Raw genomic sequence first — 18,838 nt, 5'->3', positions numbered from 1 at the left:
CATCACATGATGAATAAGCAGGCCGATGGAGACCCGGCCGCCGTGCACGCCCACGGCCTGACCGTCCGCCGCGGCACCGGCCGCACCCCGCGCACCGTCATCGCCGACATCGCCTTCGACGTCCCCCGTGGCCGCATCACCGGCCTCCTCGGCCCCTCCGGCTGCGGCAAATCCACCCTCCTGCGCGCCGTCGTCGGCACCCAGGCCCACGTCACCGGCACCCTCGACGTCCTCGGCCGCCCCGCCGGCCACCCCGAACTGCGCTCCCGCATCGGCTACGTCACCCAGGCACCCTCCGTCTACGACGACCTCACCGTCCGCCAGAACCTCGACTACTTCGCCGCGATCCTCGACCCCGGCCGGGCCGCCGCGGCCCGCCGCGCCGACGCCGTGGACCGCGCCATCACCGACGTCGACCTCACCACCCGCGCCGGCGCCCTCGCCGGCAACCTCTCCGGCGGCCAGCGCAGCCGCGTCTCCCTCGCCGTCGCCCTGCTCGGCGCCCCCGAACTCCTGGTCCTCGACGAACCCACCGTCGGACTCGACCCCGTCCTGCGCCGCGACCTGTGGAACCTCTTCCACGACATCGCCGCCACCCGCGGCGCCACGATCCTCGTCTCCTCCCACGTCATGGACGAGGCCGAGCGCTGCCACGACCTGCTCCTCATGCGCGAAGGCCGCATCCTCGCCCAGGACACCCCCGAGGCCCTGCGCGCCCGCACCCACTCCGCCACCGTCGAGGAGGGCTTCCTCCGCCTCGTCGACGAGGCCAACACCCTCGCCGCCCGGGAGCAGACCCGATGAACGCCGCCCGCACCACCGCCACCGCCGCCCGCGTCCTGCGCCAGCTCCGCCACGACCCGCGCTCCATCGCCCTGATGGTCCTGGTGCCCGTCCTGATGCTCACCCTGCTGCGGTTCGTCTTCGACGGCAGCCCCCGCACCTTCGACAGCATCGGCGCGTCACTCCTCGGGATCTTCCCCCTCATCACCATGTTCCTGGTGACCTCGATCGCCACCCTGCGCGAACGCACCTCCGGAACCCTCGAACGCCTCCTCGCCATGCCGCTCGGCAAGGGCGACCTCATCGCCGGCTACGCCCTCGCCTTCGGCGCCGTCGCCGCCGTCCAGTCCCTCCTCGCCACCGGCCTCGCCCTCTGGGCCCTCGGCCTCGACGTCGTCGGCTCCCCCTGGCTGCTCCTGCTCGTCGCCCTCCTCGACGCCCTCCTCGGCACCGCCCTCGGCCTCTTCGTCTCCGCCTTCGCGGCCTCCGAATTCCAGGCCGTCCAGTTCATGCCGGCGGTGATCTTCCCCCAGCTGCTCCTCTGCGGCCTCTTCGCCGCCCGCGACACCATGCACCCCGTCCTCGAAGGCATCTCCGACGTCCTGCCCATGTCCTACGCCGTCGACGGCATGACCCAGGTCCTCACCCACACCGACATGACCGCAGACTTCGTCCGCGACGCCGTGATCGTCGCCGCCTGTGCCGTCCTCGTACTCGCCCTCGGCGCGGCCACCCTCCGCCGCCGCACCCCCTGACCGCACTGCGGACACCGCAGCCCCGCCCGCCGCCCGGGTGCAAGGATGAGGACACGCACGCGTACGCCTGCGCAGCCCAGGCGGAAGAACAGTTCGAACAGTTCGGCGAGGTGGATCGGGCATGACCCAGACAGTCGCAGTCCTCGGTACCGGCAAGATCGGCGAGGCCCTGCTCAGCGGAATGATCCGCGGCGGCTGGCCCGCCTCCAAGCTCCTCGTCACCGCGCGCCGCAGCGACCGGGCCGAGGAACTCCGCACCCGCTACGGCGTCGAGGCGGTCTCCAACGCCGAGGCCGCCAAGCGCGCCGACACCCTCATCCTCACCGTCAAGCCCCAGGACATGGCCAAGCTCCTCGACGAGCTCGCCCCGCACGTCCCCGTCGACCGGCTGGTCATCAGCGGCGCCGCCGGCATCCCCACCTCCTTCTTCGAGGAGCGCCTCAGCCCCGGCACGCCCGTCGTGCGCGTCATGACCAACACCCCCGCCCTCGTCGACGAGGCCATGTCCGTCATCTCCGCCGGCAGCCACGCCACCGCCGAGCACCTCGCCCACACCGAGGAGATCTTCGGCGGCGTCGGCAAGACCCTGCGCGTCCCCGAGTCCCAGCAGGACGCGGCCACCGCCCTCTCCGGCTCCGGACCCGCGTACTTCTACTTCCTCGTCGAGGCCATGACCGACGCCGGCATCCTCCTCGGCCTGCCCCGCGCCCAGGCCCACGACCTCATCGTCCAGGCCGCCATCGGCGCCGCCGTGATGCTCCGCGACAGCGGGGAACACCCCGTCAAGCTCCGCGAGGCCGTCACCTCCCCGGCCGGCACCACCATCAACGCGATCGTCGAGCTGGAGCGGCACGGCGTACGCGCCGCCCTGATCGCCGCCCTCGAAGCCGCCCGCGACCGCAGCCGCGAGCTCGCCTCCGGCAACAGCTGAACCACGGGTACGGGCCCCCGCCCCGCCGGGGGCCCGCAACCCGCCCTCCCGCTACGGCGCGAGCAGCCCGATCGCCTCGTACGCCCGGTCCACCACGGGCCGCGCCAGCTCCCTGGCCCGCCCCGCGCCCTCCCGCAGCGCCTTGTCCACCTGCGCGGGATCGGCCGCCAGCTCCGCGTGCCGCTCCTGCAACGGCCGCAGCAGCTCGACCACCGCGTCTGCGACGTCCCGCTTCAGCGCCCCGTACCCGCTGTACCCGTCGGCGAGTGCCGCCGGGTCGCCGCCGGTGCACGCCCCCAGGATGTCCAGCAGGTTCGCCACCCCCGGCCGCGCCTCCCGGTCGTAGACCACCCCGTCGTCCCCGCTGTCGGTCACGGCCCGCATCACCTTCTTGCGCACCACCCCGGGCTCGTCGAGCAGGTAGACGATCCCCGACCCGTTCTCGTGGGACTTCCCCATCTTCGACGCAGGGTCCTGCAGGTCCATGACCCGAGCAGCCACCGCCGGATGGGTGGCCTTGGGAACGGTGAAGGTGTGCCCGTAGCGCTGGTTGAAACGCACCGCCAGATCCCGGGTCAGCTCCACGTGCTGGCGCTGGTCCTCCCCGACCGGCACCTCCCCGGCCCCGTACGCCAGGATGTCCGCGGCCATCAGCACCGGATAGGTGAGCAGGGACAGCCGTACGCCGTCACCGGCGGCCTGCGCCTTCGCCGCCTTCTCCTTGTACTGGATCATCCGGCGCAGCTCCCCGTCGGTCGCCGTGCACTCCAGCAGGTAGGCCAGCCGCGTGTGCTCGTCGACGTGGCTCTGCACGAAGAGGGTGCAGCGCTGGGGCTCCAGCCCGGCGGCGAGCAGCAGCGTCGCGGCCTGCCGGCTCAGCCTGCGTACGCGCGCCGGCTCGTGCTCGACGGTCAGCGCGTGCAGGTCGACGACGCAGAACAGCGCGTCGTCCGGGGTCCGGTCGGCAGCGACCCACTGCCGCACAGCGCCCAGGTAGTTCCCCAGGGTCATGTGACCGGTCGGCTTGATCCCGCTGAAGATCCTCGTCATGTCCTGCTCTCCCTGTGACTGCGTGAGTGGTGTCGGACCGTCGCGCCGGGCGACCGAGCCACTCCCGGGAGGGAGAAACAGAACGGCCGCCGAGGCGGCGGCCGTGAGCGCATGCGTGCTCGCGTGGAAGGTCGGCCGCCGTCAGGCGGCCCACCAGCGAAGGCTGAGCATGGGCGCATGCGTAGTCATGGGAGCCAGGGTAGACCGCGGGACATGAGGACGCCGTGAGTTTCGGCCGAACCGCGCGGCGGCGGTCAGCGGGGGTTGACACACATGTGCCCGGTCCGTAAGGTTCTTCGAGTTGTCCGACGTGAGCGCCGACCCCGGTCGGTCCCCGGACAGCCATTCCGCACCACACATTCGAACGAACGACGCACTTTGTCGTCTCGTTTTCATGCGTATTTGCGAATGAGGAATCCGTGTCCGAGGACGCAGTCGCCGATTAGGTTCGGCGGCGAGGAATCCGCTACTGTCTCACTCGCCGCAAGGGCCCAACAGCCCAAGCAGCACAACCCGCTGACCGGGAATCAGGCCCGAAAGGATCTGATAGAGTCGGAGCCGCTGGAAAGGGAAACGCGAAAGCGAAAACCTGGAAAGCGCCGAGGAAGTCGGACACGAAAGAGTCTGATAGAGTCGGAAACGCAAGACAGCAGAACGAAAGCCCGGAGGAAAGCCCGCGAGGGTGAGTACAAAGGAAGCGTCCGTTCCTTGAGAACTCAACAGCGTGCCAAAAATCAACGCCAGAAGTTGATACCCCGTCCACTTCGGTGGATGAGGTTCCTTTGAAAAAGACCTGTCGGGCCTTCGGGCACTGGCAGGCAACCAAACACAGCGAGGACGTTGTGGTCAGTCGGTCTTATTCCGACCAAGACTGGCCCGCTCTTTCGTGCGTGTGCACCCGATTACGGGTAAACATTCATGGAGAGTTTGATCCTGGCTCAGGACGAACGCTGGCGGCGTGCTTAACACATGCAAGTCGAACGATGAAGCCCTTCGGGGTGGATTAGTGGCGAACGGGTGAGTAACACGTGGGCAATCTGCCCTTCACTCTGGGACAAGCCCTGGAAACGGGGTCTAATACCGGATACGACTGCGGAAGGCATCTTCTGCGGTGGAAAGCTCCGGCGGTGAAGGATGAGCCCGCGGCCTATCAGCTTGTTGGTGGGGTAATGGCCTACCAAGGCGACGACGGGTAGCCGGCCTGAGAGGGCGACCGGCCACACTGGGACTGAGACACGGCCCAGACTCCTACGGGAGGCAGCAGTGGGGAATATTGCACAATGGGCGAAAGCCTGATGCAGCGACGCCGCGTGAGGGATGACGGCCTTCGGGTTGTAAACCTCTTTCAGCAGGGAAGAAGCGAAAGTGACGGTACCTGCAGAAGAAGCGCCGGCTAACTACGTGCCAGCAGCCGCGGTAATACGTAGGGCGCAAGCGTTGTCCGGAATTATTGGGCGTAAAGAGCTCGTAGGCGGCTTGTCACGTCGGATGTGAAAGCCCGAGGCTTAACCTCGGGTCTGCATTCGATACGGGCTAGCTAGAGTGTGGTAGGGGAGATCGGAATTCCTGGTGTAGCGGTGAAATGCGCAGATATCAGGAGGAACACCGGTGGCGAAGGCGGATCTCTGGGCCATTACTGACGCTGAGGAGCGAAAGCGTGGGGAGCGAACAGGATTAGATACCCTGGTAGTCCACGCCGTAAACGTTGGGAACTAGGTGTTGGCGACATTCCACGTCGTCGGTGCCGCAGCTAACGCATTAAGTTCCCCGCCTGGGGAGTACGGCCGCAAGGCTAAAACTCAAAGGAATTGACGGGGGCCCGCACAAGCGGCGGAGCATGTGGCTTAATTCGACGCAACGCGAAGAACCTTACCAAGGCTTGACATATACCGGAAAGCATTAGAGATAGTGCCCCCCTTGTGGTCGGTATACAGGTGGTGCATGGCTGTCGTCAGCTCGTGTCGTGAGATGTTGGGTTAAGTCCCGCAACGAGCGCAACCCTTGTCCTGTGTTGCCAGCATGCCCTTCGGGGTGATGGGGACTCACAGGAGACCGCCGGGGTCAACTCGGAGGAAGGTGGGGACGACGTCAAGTCATCATGCCCCTTATGTCTTGGGCTGCACACGTGCTACAATGGCCGGTACAATGAGCTGCGATACCGTGAGGTGGAGCGAATCTCAAAAAGCCGGTCTCAGTTCGGATTGGGGTCTGCAACTCGACCCCATGAAGTCGGAGTCGCTAGTAATCGCAGATCAGCATTGCTGCGGTGAATACGTTCCCGGGCCTTGTACACACCGCCCGTCACGTCACGAAAGTCGGTAACACCCGAAGCCGGTGGCCCAACCCTTGTGGAGGGAGCTGTCGAAGGTGGGACTGGCGATTGGGACGAAGTCGTAACAAGGTAGCCGTACCGGAAGGTGCGGCTGGATCACCTCCTTTCTAAGGAGCACAGTACCGATTGCAGACAAACGTTCTGCACGGTCAGCTCATGGGTGGAACGTTGATTAGTTGGCATCTTCGGATCTGATGGTTCTCGAGTACTGCTTCGGCGTGGAAAGAGAAGACGGATGAACGAGGATGCTTGGCACGTTGTTGGGTCCTGAAGGTACGGCCGTATGGTCATGTCTTCAGTGCCGGCCCCAGTGAACTCACTAGCTTGTCTGGTGGGGTGATGGGTGGCTGGTCGTTGTTTGAGAACTACACAGTGGACGCGAGCATCTGTGGCCAAGTTTTTAAGGGCGCACGGTGGATGCCTTGGCACCAGGAACCGATGAAGGACGTGAGAGGCCGCGATAGGCCCCGGGGAGCTGCCAACTGAGCTTTGATCCGGGGGTGTCCGAATGGGGAAACCCGGCAGTCGTCATGGGCTGTCACCCACTGCTGAACACATAGGCAGTGTGGAGGGAACGAGGGGAAGTGAAACATCTCAGTACCCTCAGGAAGAGAAAACAACCGTGATTCCGGGAGTAGTGGCGAGCGAAACCGGATGAGGCCAAACCGTATGCGTGTGATACCCGGCAGGGGTTGCGCATGCGGGGTTGTGGGAATGAGCTTGATCGGTCTGCCGGCCGGTCGGCGAGTCAGAAACCGTTGATGTAGTCGAAGGACATGCGAAAGGTCCGGCGTAGAGGGTAAGACCCCCGTAGACGAAACATCAGCGGCTTGCTTGCTCATCTCCCAAGTAGCACGGGGCCCGAGAAATCCCGTGTGAATCTGGCGGGACCACCCGCTAAGCCTAAATATTCCCTGGTGACCGATAGCGGATAGTACCGTGAGGGAATGGTGAAAAGTACCGCGGGAGCGGAGTGAAATAGTACCTGAAACCGTGTGCCTACAAGCCGTGGGAGCGTCGCTCGTTGGGTCTTACGCAATAGCGGTCGTGACTGCGTGCCTTTTGAAGAATGAGCCTGCGAGTTAGCGGTGTGTAGCGAGGTTAACCCGTGTGGGGAAGCCGTAGCGAAAGCGAGTCCGAATAGGGCGATTGAGTTGCACGCTCTAGACCCGAAGCGGAGTGATCTAGCCATGGGCAGGTTGAAGCGGAGGTAAGACTTCGTGGAGGACCGAACCCACCAGGGTTGAAAACCTGGGGGATGACCTGTGGTTAGGGGTGAAAGGCCAATCAAACTCCGTGATAGCTGGTTCTCCCCGAAATGCATTTAGGTGCAGCGTCGTGTGTTTCTTGCCGGAGGTAGAGCACTGGATAGGCGATGGGCCCTACCGGGTTACTGACCTTAGCCAAACTCCGAATGCCGGTAAGTGAGAGCACGGCAGTGAGACTGTGGGGGATAAGCTCCATGGTCGAGAGGGAAACAGCCCAGAGCATCGACTAAGGCCCCTAAGCGTACGCTAAGTGGGAAAGGATGTGGAGTCGCAGAGACAACCAGGAGGTTGGCTTAGAAGCAGCCACCCTTGAAAGAGTGCGTAATAGCTCACTGGTCAAGTGATTCCGCGCCGACAATGTAGCGGGGCTCAAGCGTACCGCCGAAGTCGTGTCATTGCAGCAATAGGGCCAACGCCCGCTGTGATGGGTAGGGGAGCGTCGTGTGCCGGGTGAAGCAGCAGCGGAAGCTAGTTGTGGACGGTTCACGAGTGAGAATGCAGGCATGAGTAGCGATACACACGTGAGAAACGTGTGCGCCGATTGACTAAGGGTTCCTGGGTCAAGCTGATCTGCCCAGGGTAAGTCGGGACCTAAGGCGAGGCCGACAGGCGTAGTCGATGGACAACCGGTTGATATTCCGGTACCCGCTTTGAAACGCCCAATATCGAATCAGGCGATGCTAAGTCCGTGAAGCCGTTCCGGACCCTTCGGGGAAAGGAAAGTGGTGGAGCCGACGAACCAGACTTGTAGTAGGTAAGCGATGGGGTGACGCAGGAAGGTAGTCCAGCCCGGGCGGTGGTTGTCCCGGGGTAAGGGTGTAGGCCGAGGGGTAGGCAAATCCGTCCCTCGTTAAGGCTGAGACCTGATGCCGAGCCGATTGTGGTGAAGTGGATGATCCTATGCTGTCGAGAAAAGCCTCTAGCGAGTTTCATGGCGGCCCGTACCCTAAACCGACTCAGGTGGTCAGGTAGAGAATACCGAGGCGTTCGGGTGAACTATGGTTAAGGAACTCGGCAAAATGCCCCCGTAACTTCGGGAGAAGGGGGGCCATCACTGGTGATCGGATTTACTCCGTGAGCTGGGGGTGGCCGCAGAGACCAGCGAGAAGCGACTGTTTACTAAAAACACAGGTCCGTGCGAAGCCGTAAGGCGATGTATACGGACTGACGCCTGCCCGGTGCTGGAACGTTAAGGGGACCGGTTAGTGCACTTTCGGGTGTGCGAAGCTGAGAACTTAAGCGCCAGTAAACGGCGGTGGTAACTATAACCATCCTAAGGTAGCGAAATTCCTTGTCGGGTAAGTTCCGACCTGCACGAATGGCGTAACGACTTCTCGACTGTCTCAACCATAGGCCCGGTGAAATTGCACTACGAGTAAAGATGCTCGTTTCGCGCAGCAGGACGGAAAGACCCCGGGACCTTTACTACAGTTTGATATTGGTGTTCGGTTCGGCTTGTGTAGGATAGGTGGGAGACTTTGAAGCATCAACGCCAGTTGGTGTGGAGTCGCCGTTGAAATACCACTCTGGTCGTGCTGGATGTCTAACCTCGGTCCGTGATCCGGATCAGGGACAGTGTCTGATGGGTAGTTTAACTGGGGCGGTTGCCTCCCAAAGGGTAACGGAGGCGCCCAAAGGTTCCCTCAGCCTGGTTGGCAATCAGGTGTTGAGTGTAAGTGCACAAGGGAGCTTGACTGTGAGACCGACGGGTCGAGCAGGGACGAAAGTCGGGACTAGTGATCCGGCGGTGGCTTGTGGAAGCGCCGTCGCTCAACGGATAAAAGGTACCCCGGGGATAACAGGCTGATCTTCCCCAAGAGTCCATATCGACGGGATGGTTTGGCACCTCGATGTCGGCTCGTCGCATCCTGGGGCTGGAGTCGGTCCCAAGGGTTGGGCTGTTCGCCCATTAAAGCGGTACGCGAGCTGGGTTTAGAACGTCGTGAGACAGTTCGGTCCCTATCCGCTGTGCGCGTAGGAATATTGAGAAGGGCTGTCCCTAGTACGAGAGGACCGGGACGGACGAACCTCTGGTGTGCCAGTTGTCCTGCCAAGGGCATGGCTGGTTGGCTACGTTCGGGAGGGATAACCGCTGAAAGCATCTAAGCGGGAAGCCTGCTTCAAGATGAGTATTCCCACCTCCTTGAGAGGGTAAGGCTCCCAGTAGACGACTGGGTTGATAGGCCAGATGTGGAAGCCCGGTAACGGGTGAAGCTGACTGGTACTAATAGGCCGAGGGCTTGTCCTCAGTTGCTCGCGTCCACTGTGTTAGTTCTGAAATAACGAACAGCTGTGATTATGCCAGCGTTCAAATTTCATAGTGTTTCGGTGGTCATAGCGTTAGGGAAACGCCCGGTTACATTCCGAACCCGGAAGCTAAGCCTTTCAGCGCCGATGGTACTGCAGGGGGGACCCTGTGGGAGAGTAGGACGCCGCCGAACAATCATTGTGGGAAAGCCCCGCACCCTCTGGGTGCGGGGCTTTTCTGCGTTTACGGGCCGGTCGGGTGACCCGCTGCCGGGGTGGGCACGGCGGAACCGCGACCGCATCCCTTTGCTCCTTAATGTGGGGCTATGGGCTACGACCTCGTCATCTTCGACAACGACGGCGTGCTGGTGGACAGCGAGCCGCTCGCCAACAACGTCCTCGCCGGGTACCTGACGGAGCTGGGGCATCCGACCACCTACGAGGAGTCGGTCCGCGACTACATGGGGGCCGCCGTGCACCGGGTGCACGAGCTCGTCCTCGAGCGGACCGGGCAGCGGCTGCCGGCGGACTTCGACGAGACGCTGCACGCGCGGACCTGCGCCGCGTTCGAGCAGGAGCTCAAGCCCGTCCCCGGAGTCGAGGAGGTCCTCGGGGCGCTGACCGCCCACGGGATCGGGTACTGCCTGGCCTCCTCCGGCAGTCACGAGCGGATCCGGGTCGGGCACCGCGTGGCCGGCCTCGACGGGTGGTTCGAAGAGGAGTGGATCTTCAGCGCGGACGACGTGGGCCGGGGCAAGCCCGAGCCCGACCTCTACCTGCACGCCGCCGGGCAGATGGGCGTCGAGCCGGCGCGGTGCGTCGTCATCGAGGACAGCCTCCGCGGGATCCAGGCCGCCACGGCCGCCGGGATGGACGTGTACGGGTACACGGCGCTGCTGCCGGCGGACCAGCTCCCCGGAGCCACCGGGTACTTCGGCGACATGATGCAGCTCCCGCTGCTCCTCCAACTCCCCGTGTGATCTCTCTACCCACGGGTAGCCCGGGGGCCTACGCTGACCCGCCATGACGGATGATGTGCGGCTGCGCCGTGGCCGCGGCGCCCTGGGGTTCAGCTTCTTCGTGCAGGGCGTCACCTTCGCCCTGCTCGTCACCCGGATCCCGGCCATCCAGGACCGGTACGGGATATCCGACGGGCTGCTGCCCGTCTTCCTCGCCGCCGTCCCCGTCCTCGCGGGCGTGGCCAGCGTCGGCACCGAGCACCTGGTCAAGCGGGTCGCGCCCAGCGTCGTACTGCGGTGGGCCCAGCCGCTGGTCCTGCTGTCGCTGCTCGGGGTGGGCGCCGGCGAGCGCCTGTGGCACGTGGCGGTGGCCCTGGGGGCGTTCGGGCTGTCGGTGGGTGCGCTCGACGCCTCGATGAACATGCTCGGGGTCAGCCTGCAGCGGGCGTACGGGCGCAGCATCATGCTGGGCTTCCACGCCGCGTACAGCCTGGGCGGGATCCTGGGGGCGTCCGCGGCCTGGTACGGGGCGCACGCGCACCTGGGGCTGTTCGTCAGCTATCTGCCGGCGGTGGCCGTGCTGTTGCCGCTCGTGCTGCTGGGGAGCCGGTACTACGTCGACCGGGGGGACCGCTCCGGGCCGGTGGGCGGGACGGAGAAGGGGCTGGGCAGCGGGGGGTTCCGGCTCCTGCTGCCGCTCTGCCTGGTGATGGCGTGCGCGTACATCGGGGACTCGACGGTCGCGAACTGGAGTGCCAAGTACCTCCAGGACGTGCTCGGGAGCTCGGAGCAGACGGCGACCGTCCCGTACAACGTCTACATGGTGACGACCCTGGTGGGGCGGGCCGTGGGCGACCTGGGTGTGCGGCGCTTCGGCGCCGTGGCGGTGGTGCGCGCGGGGACGCTGCTCGCGGCCTGCGGGTTCGCGGTCGTGGCGGCCGCACCGGGGGTGTGGGTGGGGATGCTCGGCTTCACACTGCTGGGGATCGGGCTGTGCGTGATCGTGCCGCAGACCTTCGCGGCGGCCGGGAGGCTGTTCCCCGGGGCCTCCGACACGGCGGTCGCGCGGCTGAACATCTTCAACTACGTCGGATTCCTGATCGGGTCGCCGCTCGTCGGGGCGATCGGCGACGCCTGGAGCTACCGGGGCGCGATGCTGGTGCCGATGGTCCTCGTCCTGATCACGCTGTTCCATGCCCGCTCGTTCGGGCCGCGGGAGGCCCGATACGGTGTCGCCCATGAGCGGCGAGCCGGTGACCGGGCTGTTGATGTGGGACGAGGCGGTAACGGGGTATGACTTCGGACCGAGCCATCCGATGGACCCGGTGCGCCTGGCGCTGACCATGGGCCTGGTGCGTGCCTTCGGGCTGGACCGGGCGATGGAGGTACGGGCGGCCCCCGCGGCCGGGGACTCGACGCTGAGGCTCGTCCACCGGGAGGACTACGTCGCCGCGGTGCGCGAGGTGTCGGAGGACCCGGGAGCCGCCGACGGGTCGTACGGGCTGGGCACGACGGACGATCCGGCGTTCCTCGGGATGCACGAGGCGTCCGCACTGATCGCCGGGCAGTCCGTGGCGGGCGCCGAGGCGATCTGGCGCGGCGAGGCCGAGCACGCCGTGAACTTCGCCGGCGGGCTGCACCACGCCATGCCGGGCGGGGCGGCCGGTTTCTGCGTGTACAACGACGCGTCGCTGGCCATCGCCCGGCTGCTGGAGCTGGGGGCGGAGCGCGTCGCTTACGTGGACGTGGACGTCCATCACGGGGACGGCGTGCAGGCGGCCTTCTGGAACGACCCGCGGGTGCTGACCGTCTCGCTGCACGAGCATCCGCGGACGCTGTTCCCGCAGACCGGCTGGCCGGAGGAGACCGGCGGTCCGGCGGCGGAGGGGTCGGTGGTGAACGTGGCGCTGGAGGCCGGCACCGGGGACGAGGGGTGGCTGCGGGCCTTCCACGCGACGGTGCCGGAGCTGCTGGCGGACTTCCGGCCGCAGGTGCTGGTGACCCAGCACGGGGCCGACACCCACTTCGAGGACCCCCTCGCCCACCTGGCGGTGTCCCTGGACGCCCAGCGGGCCGTGCAGGAGGCCTGTCACGGGCTGGCGCACGAGCACGCGGACGGGCGGTGGCTGGCGCTGGGCGGCGGCGGGTACGCGGTGGTGGACGTCGTGCCGCGGTCGTGGACGCACCTGGTGGCGATCGCCGCGCACCGGCCGCTGGACCCGGAGACCGCGGTCCCGGCGTCGTGGCGCGACGAGGTGTACGCGCGGACGCGGCAGTTGGCGCCGGGGCGGATGACCGACGGGCGGAGCCCTTCGTGGCGGGAATGGGACGCCGGCTACGACCCGGCGGACCGGACGGATCAGGCCGTTCTCGCCACCCGGCGGGCGGTGTTCCCGCTGCGCGGCATGCTGACCTGACCGGCTGTGCGGATCATGCTGCATCGTTACGCCAACTGTGGGGCTGTTTGCCGGAATTGATGACCCGACAGATGCGTTGGGGGAGCATCGGAGGGTGTTGAGCACCGGCGCGCTGCGTGCGCATCTGCTGGCCGCCCGGTTGGCCGGGCCCGTCGCCACCTCACGGGAGGAGAGCCTGCGCAGCTACCGGTTGTTCGCGGCGGGGGATCCGCGGGTGCTGCTGGGGCTGGATCCCGAGCGGGGCTGGGGCGAGGGTGATCTGCTGAGGCTGATGGCGGACAAGTGCGGGGTGTCGGCGGACCCTTCGCACGTCAGCGGGCCGGACGTGATCGATCCGGAGCGGACGGTGGCGGCGCTGGAGGCGTTCGCGGGGCGGCTCGGCGAGGCGGCGAGGGCGCGGTCGCGCGTGCTGTTCGGGACCGGCCATCCGCATCGGCTCCTGGGCTTCTACGCCGGTTTGGCCGAGGCGATGTCGGCGGCGGGATGTGTTGTCCTCACTCCGGCGCAGGGGGTGAGTGTCGACATGGCGACCCGGTTCGGCGTACGCACGCACCGCATCGCGTACGTACGGGGGGTCGCACTGGTGCGGGAACCCGGCGTGCAGGCGCCGGGGAGTGCGACCGGCGCGCACAGCCATTCGCCGCTGCCGGTTCGGGTGGCTCTGGGGGCCCTCGCGGAGGCCGGCGGGCCGCTTCCGGACCTGGTGGTGGGGGACCACGGATGGGTCTGCGGTGCAGGTCAGCTCGGCGTGGAGGCGATCGGGCTGGCCGACACGGATGATCCCGCGCTGTTCGTCGGGGAGGCCGAGGGGCGGGTCTCGGTGGCCGTTCCGCTTGATGACGCGGTGCGATCGGACTACTACCATCCGCTTGCCCGGTACGTATTGGGCCGGGCGAGCCTGACGGGGCGGCAGGAGTGGCCGTAGCTCCTCTTCCCCACTCGTATCACGCGCCCCTACTCTGGGGAGTGAGCGTGCGACGACGAGGAGTAACCGGAGGGGAAGCCGGTGCCCGTCATGCGCGGAAGGTCAAGGTGTGTCATGGCTGCTGGCGAGAGGCCTCTCAGTGAGGTTCAGTTCCTGACCGTGGCGGAGGTCGCCTCGGTGATGCGAGTGTCGAAGATGACCGTGTACCGGCTGGTGCACAACGGTCATCTGCCCGCAATCCGGGTGGGCCGGTCCTTCCGGGTCCCCGAGAACGCGGTCCACGAGTACCTCCGAGAGTCCTATGTGGGGGTGGAGTCGGCCTGAGACTGACGGACCCTGACGCCTTCGTAACCCCTGGGAAGCACTCGGATTACGGGCTCGGAGCTCGGGCGGGTAGGCTAGGCCGACGTAGGTCGTGTGGGCCCAGACGCCCCGCACCAGTGAAGAGAAGTGAGCGAGGGTAGTCGTGGGCTCTGTTATCAAGAAGCGGCGTAAGCGGATGGCCAAGAAGAAGCACCGCAAGCTGCTCAAGCGCACCCGCGTCCAGCGCCGTAACAAGAAGTAAACGGCAGCTGTACGTGTTCTCCGCAGCCCCTCCACCATCCTTGGTGGAGGGGCTGCGGTGCAGCCGGGTACTTCTTCGAGGGAGGCGCTGAGCTCGTGGGGAAGGTCGTACTCGTCACCGGGGCTGCCCGGCAGCTGGGCGGCCGCTTCGTGCGCCGGATCCAGCGCGACCCGGAGGTCGAGCGGGTGATCGCGGTGGATGCCGTGACACCGCCGCACCGGCTGGGGTCGGCGCAGTTCGTCCGTACGGACATCAGGCAGTCGTCGATCGCCCGGGTCCTGGCCGAGCACGCCGTGGACACGGTGGTGCATCTGGCCGTCACGGGCGGCCGGCCGGTCGCGGGCGGCGCGCACAGCGCCGTCAAGGAGACCAACGTCATCGGGACGATGCAGCTCCTGGGGGCCTGCCAGAAGTCGCCGACGGTACGGCGGCTCGTGGTGAAGTCCAGTACCAGCGTGTACGGGGGCACCCCGCGGGATCCGGCCGTCTTCACCGAGACCACGCCGCCGAAGTCGCTGCCGTCGGGCGGCTTCGCCAAGGACGCCGCCGAGGTCGAGGGGTACGTACGGGGCTTCGCGCGCCGGCGGCCGGACGTCGCGGTGTGCGTGCTGCGGTTCGCGAACATCTTGGGGCCCTTCGCCGATTCGGCGCTCGCCGAGTACTTCTCGATGCCGGTGATGCCGACCGTGCTGGGCTACGACCCGCGGCTGCAGTTCGTCCACGAGGACGATGTGCTGGAGGTGCTGCGGCTGGCCGCGCAGGAGCCCAGGCGCGGGACGCTGAACAGCGGGACCTTCAACATCGCGGGCGACGGCGTGCTGCTGCTGTCGCAGTGCTCGCGGCGGCTGGGGCGGCCCACGCTGCCGCTGCTGCTGCCGGCGCTCACCTGGGTGGGGTCCGCACTGCGGGCGGTCGGGGTCACCGACTTCTCGCCCGAGCAGATGAGGCTGCTCACGCACGGCCGGGTCGTGGAGACCACGCAGATGCGCGAGGTGCTCGGGTTCGAGCCGCTCTACACGACCACCGAGACCTTCGCGGACTTCGCGCGGAGCCGGGGCAACGGACTGCTGCCGCCCGAGCGGGTCGGGCGCGCCGTGGACCGGATGGCGGCCATGCTGGATGCGGACGGCCTGCGGGACGACGTCGACACGGTTGAAGGAGCGAAGCGATAGTGGCGGACGCCAAGGTCATTCCGTTCGACGAGGACCGGCCGCGCCGCCGGATGCCCCGCCGGGTGCGGGCGGTGCCGGCACCGGGGCCTGCGGAGCAGGAGCCGCTCGCTCCCGTGCCGGCGCCCGGGCCGGAGCCCGAGGCGGCCCCGGCGGAGCGCGGAGACGGCTGGGACCGGCGGATCGCCGGCGGGCTGGCGTTCCTGCGCCGACGGGTCACCGGGGAGTACGAGGTCGACGACTTCGGCTACGACAAGGAGCTGACGGACCAGGTCCTGATGTCCCTGATGCGGCCGCTGTACGACAAGTACTTCCGGGTCGAGGTCAAGGGCATCGAGAACATCCCGGCGGAGGGCGGCGCGCTGATCGTGGCGAACCACTCCGGAACCCTCCCGCTGGACGGCCTGATGCTCCAGGTCGCCGTGCACGACCACCACCCGGCGGAGCGTCACCTGCGGCTGCTGGCGGCGGACCTGGTGTTCATGCTGCCGGTGGTGAACGAGCTGGCCCGCAAGGCGGGGCACACCCTGGCGTGCGCGGAGGACGCGCAGCGGCTCCTGGAGGCCGGGGAGCTGGTCGGTGTCATGCCGGAGGGCTTCAAGGGCATAGGGAAGCCGTTCGGGGACCGGTACAAGCTCCAGCGCTTCGGGCGGGGCGGGTTCGTGTCGACGGCGCTGCGGGCGGGCACGCCGATCGTGCCCTGCTCGATCGTGGGGGCGGAGGAGATCTACCCCATGGTCGGGAACGCGAAGACGCTGGCGCGGCTGCTGGGGATCCCGTACTTCCCGATCACGCCCACGTTCCCGTGGCTGGGCCCGCTGGGGGCGGTGCCGTTGCCGACGAAGTGGACGATCCAGTTCGGTGAGCCGATCCCGACCGACGGGTACGCCGCGGAGGCGGCGGAGGACCCGATGCTGATGTTCAACCTGACGGACCAGGTGCGGGAGCAGATCCAGCACACGCTCTACAAGCTGCTGGTGCAGCGGAGATCCGTCTTCTTCTGACGCCCTTCTGCGGTGGCGGGCAACAGGACGTGGTGGTGGGCCGGGGCATCGCCCCGGCCCACCACCGTTTCTCCTGCTGTTACTCCGCGTCCTCCGCACCGAGGCCCAGGCCCGGGAGGAGCCCCGGGAGCAGGGGCGGGAGGGTGATGTCCGGCTTCGGGTTCTCCGGGGTGCCGGCGGAGGGCTGAGCCGACTGCCCCGAGGGCGGGTTGAGCAGGTCGCCCGTACCACCGAGGAGGCCCCCGTCGGCCGGTGGCCGGGTGCTGCCCGAGGGGGCCGGCGCCGGGCTGCTGCCGGACGGGGTGCCCGCGGCCGGGGCGGACTGCTTGGCACCGCTGGGCGCGTCCGGCTTGGCGGGCGAACCCGACGAGCCGGTGCCGCGGGACTGCTCGGGCGGCTTGGGCAGCAGGCTCTGCAGCGGCGCCACGTCTTCGTCTATGGCCTGGAAGACCGAGTCCACTTCACCGCCGACGTCGGTGAGCTGCACGGGGAGCTTCTCGCGCAGCTTGCCCCACGCGTCCCGGTGGGAGCGGGAGAACGACGACAGCGTCTGGATCGGGCCGAGGGAGCCGTCCCGGTCGAACGCCGCCTGGAGGAGGCGGTGGCCCTCTTCCGCGTCGTGCTTGACGCCCGAGAGCGCCCGCCGGATCGCGCCCAGGGACTCGTGGTCCAGGGTGCCCGTCCGGCCCCGCTCCATCAGCCTGCGGGCTTCCGACAGACGGTTGGACGCGCGGTCGAGATAGAGCTCGCCGCGCTCCGCGTCGTCGTCGGCCATCCCCAGCTTCAGGTCCTCCATGCCCCGCTTCACGGGGTAGAGGTGGTCACCGGGCAGGGCGTCGGAACTGGCAGCGGCCACTCCGCTGAAGGCCCCCGCGGCCACACCCACGGTGAGGCCGCCCGCTGCGATGCCCTTGGACCAGCGGGAGCGGGGCCGCAATTTCCGGAGCGGGGTCGCCCGGTGGGCGCCGCGGCCGGTCCGCTGTTCGGGCACTTGAGGGTCCGAGGCGGCACCGCCCCCGGCCCTCTCCTCCAGCACCATGGCCTCCATGGCGGCAACGAGCTGTGCTCGCTGCACCACCTTGACCTCGGGGTCCAGCACGGGGCGCGGCATTCGTTCGCCGAGCACGCTCGCCAGGGCCAACAACCGGTCGTGGTCAGCAGGTTCGGCAGGTGCCTCGGACTGCTCGGCCGCCGGGTCCGGTTCCGAAAGGTCGGATGGGTTCCGATCCTCCAGGGCCTGGGCGAAGGCGTTCGCCCGCCGGTGCGGGGTCACGTTCGCGATCACTGGCGGCACCTCCTCTCGTCATGACGATCGACTCCCCAAGGTGTCCGGAAGGTTGCCTTCCTTGAGCACGTCCACACTTTCGAGTGAGCGGCTTCGGGCAGGGCGTGTCCACAGGGAGCCTGCATTCCGCACAACGAGCGTCGCGGCAGTTGGGTTACGGACGAAGGATGATCGGACCACAGCGTCATCGAGGGGTCACCGGATGTGAGGTCGGGTTGTGTTGTCTGGACGGTCCGTCAGCGGGCGTCTTCGGGGAGGAGGCGGGCCAGGGTGCGGACCGCCCGGTACTGGAGCGTCTTGATGGCGCCCTCGTTCTTCCCCATCACCCGGGCCGTCTCGGCGACCGAGAGGCCCTGCAGGAAGCGCAGGGTCACGCACTCCTGCTGCTGCGGATTCAGCTTCCGTACGGCTTCCAGGAGGGCCGCGTTGGAGAGGGACTCCAGGACGGAGTCCTCGGGGCTGCGCTCCACCTCGTTGGCGTCGAGCATCTCCCCGGTGGTGACCTCCAGCCTGAAGCGGCTGGACTTGAAGTGGTCCGCCACCAGGTTGCGGGCGATCGTCACGAGCCAGGCGCCGAAGTCGCGGCCCTGCCAGGTGAAGGTGGAGATGCGGCGCAGGGCGCGCAGGAAGGTCTCGCTGGTGAGATCCTCCGCGGTCGCCTTGCCGCCGACGCGGTAGTAGATGTAGCGGTAGACCGTGTCGCTGTACTGGTCGTACAGGCGGCCGAAGGCCTCGGCCTCTCCGGCCTGGGCGCGCTCGACCAGGTCCATCATGCGGGCCTGGTCGCTGTCCGCCAGGGGGCGGCGGGGGGCGGCCTGGGTGCTCGTGCCGGCTGCGCCGTTCGAGCCCCCGGCGGCCGAGCGGCCTCGTCTGCCCACCGTAGCCCCGCCGTCGGTCAGGGCGTAGCAGGGACCGGCCGGGCCGAGGCCGGCAGGAACCGCGGCGGCGAAGGCGGGGGCGGTGTACGCGGTGGGGACGAAGCCGCGCAGGTGGTCGAGGACCGTTGCGCGCAGCTGAGCCAGGCCCGAGGCGTCAACCCCGACAGGTGGGTACACGGGACTCCCAGAGGCAGAGCTTCCATCACGTGCAGTGCGGAACCGTTCACCCGTCGTGGCGACAGGTGGCCGGTGGCATGCGTTTGAGGAGAA

At 67.3% G+C, this 18,838-nt stretch carries 14 protein-coding genes and 3 rRNA genes; 14 read left to right on the top strand and 3 right to left on the bottom strand.

Going from position 1 to position 18,838, the window contains the following annotated elements; all coding sequences use genetic code 11:
* The first annotated feature begins 6 nt into the window (after positions 1 to 6).
* From OHA91_RS16970 to proC, 3 genes are all read left to right on the top strand, one after another.
* Complete coding sequence (locus tag OHA91_RS16970; RefSeq protein WP_031147839.1) at positions 7 to 804, top strand: ABC transporter ATP-binding protein; 798 nt, start codon at positions 7 to 9, stop codon at positions 802 to 804.
* Positions 801 to 1,538: an ABC transporter permease gene (locus OHA91_RS16965; protein WP_328739561.1), complete on the top strand. Its 738-nt coding sequence runs from the start codon at positions 801 to 803 to the stop codon at positions 1,536 to 1,538. The genes OHA91_RS16970 and OHA91_RS16965 overlap by 4 nt, the downstream gene beginning before the upstream one ends.
* A 121-nt stretch (positions 1,539 to 1,659) precedes the next feature.
* A complete protein-coding gene (proC, locus tag OHA91_RS16960; RefSeq protein ID WP_031147841.1) occupies positions 1,660 to 2,469 on the top strand; it encodes a pyrroline-5-carboxylate reductase in 810 nt (269 codons plus the stop codon).
* Positions 2,470 to 2,520: 51 nt separating this feature from the next.
* Here the strand turns inward: proC and trpS are convergent, their stop codons facing one another.
* Entirely contained in the window at positions 2,521 to 3,519 is a 999-nt protein-coding gene (gene trpS / locus OHA91_RS16955) for a tryptophan--tRNA ligase (RefSeq protein WP_031147842.1), read from the bottom strand.
* A 915-nt stretch (positions 3,520 to 4,434) separates the two neighbouring features.
* Between trpS and OHA91_RS16950 the strand changes: the two genes are divergently transcribed.
* The 11 genes from OHA91_RS16950 (at position 4,435) to OHA91_RS16900 (ending at position 16,405) form a co-directional block, all read left to right on the top strand.
* A 16S ribosomal RNA gene (locus tag OHA91_RS16950) occupies positions 4,435 to 5,958 on the top strand.
* Positions 5,959 to 6,241: 283 nt separating this feature from the next.
* A 23S ribosomal RNA gene (locus tag OHA91_RS16945) occupies positions 6,242 to 9,367 on the top strand.
* Positions 9,368 to 9,443: 76 nt separating this feature from the next.
* Positions 9,444 to 9,560, top strand: a 5S ribosomal RNA gene (gene rrf, locus OHA91_RS16940).
* The 16S, 23S and 5S rRNA genes sit together here, the layout of an rRNA operon.
* A gap of 132 nt (positions 9,561 to 9,692) precedes the next feature.
* Positions 9,693 to 10,346 (top strand): HAD family hydrolase, encoded by a 654-nt coding sequence (locus OHA91_RS16935; protein ID WP_328739560.1) that lies wholly within the window; start codon positions 9,693 to 9,695, stop codon positions 10,344 to 10,346.
* Positions 10,347 to 10,389: 43 nt separating this feature from the next.
* Positions 10,390 to 11,622 carry an MFS transporter gene (locus OHA91_RS16930; protein ID WP_266498772.1) on the top strand — a complete coding sequence of 411 codons (1,233 nt, stop codon included), beginning with the start codon at positions 10,390 to 10,392 and terminating at the stop codon, positions 11,620 to 11,622.
* Positions 11,594 to 12,742 (top strand): acetoin utilization protein AcuC, encoded by a 1,149-nt coding sequence (locus OHA91_RS16925; RefSeq protein WP_328741144.1) that lies wholly within the window; start codon positions 11,594 to 11,596, stop codon positions 12,740 to 12,742. The genes OHA91_RS16930 and OHA91_RS16925 overlap by 29 nt, the downstream gene beginning before the upstream one ends.
* A gap of 94 nt (positions 12,743 to 12,836) precedes the next feature.
* Positions 12,837 to 13,667 (top strand): phosphatase, encoded by an 831-nt coding sequence (locus OHA91_RS16920; protein WP_031155310.1) that lies wholly within the window; start codon positions 12,837 to 12,839, stop codon positions 13,665 to 13,667.
* Between the two features lie 114 nt (positions 13,668 to 13,781).
* Positions 13,782 to 13,991, top strand: a complete 210-nt coding sequence (locus OHA91_RS16915; RefSeq protein ID WP_008738568.1) for a helix-turn-helix domain-containing protein — start codon at positions 13,782 to 13,784, stop codon at positions 13,989 to 13,991.
* Between the two features lie 142 nt (positions 13,992 to 14,133).
* Complete coding sequence (locus OHA91_RS16910; protein ID WP_003948845.1) at positions 14,134 to 14,232, top strand: 30S ribosomal protein bS22; 99 nt, start codon at positions 14,134 to 14,136, stop codon at positions 14,230 to 14,232.
* Positions 14,233 to 14,327: 95 nt separating this feature from the next.
* A complete protein-coding gene (locus OHA91_RS16905; protein WP_037633414.1) occupies positions 14,328 to 15,404 on the top strand; it encodes an NAD-dependent epimerase/dehydratase family protein in 1,077 nt (358 codons plus the stop codon).
* A complete protein-coding gene (locus OHA91_RS16900) occupies positions 15,404 to 16,405 on the top strand; it encodes a lysophospholipid acyltransferase family protein (protein WP_031155314.1) in 1,002 nt (333 codons plus the stop codon). The genes OHA91_RS16905 and OHA91_RS16900 overlap by 1 nt, the downstream gene beginning before the upstream one ends.
* 79 nt (positions 16,406 to 16,484) lie before the next feature.
* On the opposite strand, the gene OHA91_RS16895 is transcribed toward OHA91_RS16900, so the two are convergent.
* Complete coding sequence (locus OHA91_RS16895) at positions 16,485 to 17,690, bottom strand: DUF5667 domain-containing protein (protein WP_266498766.1); 1,206 nt, start codon at positions 17,688 to 17,690, stop codon at positions 16,485 to 16,487.
* 236 nt (positions 17,691 to 17,926) lie between these two features.
* Positions 17,927 to 18,745, bottom strand: a complete 819-nt coding sequence (locus tag OHA91_RS16890; protein ID WP_030833467.1) for an ECF subfamily RNA polymerase sigma factor, BldN family — start codon at positions 18,743 to 18,745, stop codon at positions 17,927 to 17,929.
* Positions 18,746 to 18,838: the final 93 nt, after the last annotated feature.

The organism is Streptomyces erythrochromogenes (assembly GCF_036170895.1).
In the GTDB taxonomy this organism is placed as follows: domain Bacteria; phylum Actinomycetota; class Actinomycetes; order Streptomycetales; family Streptomycetaceae; genus Streptomyces; species Streptomyces erythrochromogenes.
The sequence above is the reverse complement of the archived record's forward strand: the minus strand, read 5'-3'. Positions and strand labels throughout refer to the sequence as shown.

What these genes read in the sequence shown, in the direction of transcription:
- OHA91_RS16970 (WP_031147839.1), top strand. Translation starts at nt 7, where the DNA reads ATGATGAATAAGCAGGCCGATGGAGACCCGGCCGCCGTGCACGCCCAC.
- OHA91_RS16965 (WP_328739561.1), top strand. Translation starts at nt 801, where the DNA reads ATGAACGCCGCCCGCACCACCGCCACCGCCGCCCGCGTCCTGCGCCAG.
- proC (WP_031147841.1), top strand. Translation starts at nt 1,660, where the DNA reads ATGACCCAGACAGTCGCAGTCCTCGGTACCGGCAAGATCGGCGAGGCC.
- trpS (WP_031147842.1), bottom strand. Translation starts at nt 3,519, where the DNA reads ATGACGAGGATCTTCAGCGGGATCAAGCCGACCGGTCACATGACCCTG.
- OHA91_RS16935 (WP_328739560.1), top strand. Translation starts at nt 9,693, where the DNA reads ATGGGCTACGACCTCGTCATCTTCGACAACGACGGCGTGCTGGTGGAC.
- OHA91_RS16930 (WP_266498772.1), top strand. Translation starts at nt 10,390, where the DNA reads ATGACGGATGATGTGCGGCTGCGCCGTGGCCGCGGCGCCCTGGGGTTC.
- OHA91_RS16925 (WP_328741144.1), top strand. Translation starts at nt 11,594, where the DNA reads ATGTGGGACGAGGCGGTAACGGGGTATGACTTCGGACCGAGCCATCCG.
- OHA91_RS16915 (WP_008738568.1), top strand. Translation starts at nt 13,782, where the DNA reads ATGGCTGCTGGCGAGAGGCCTCTCAGTGAGGTTCAGTTCCTGACCGTG.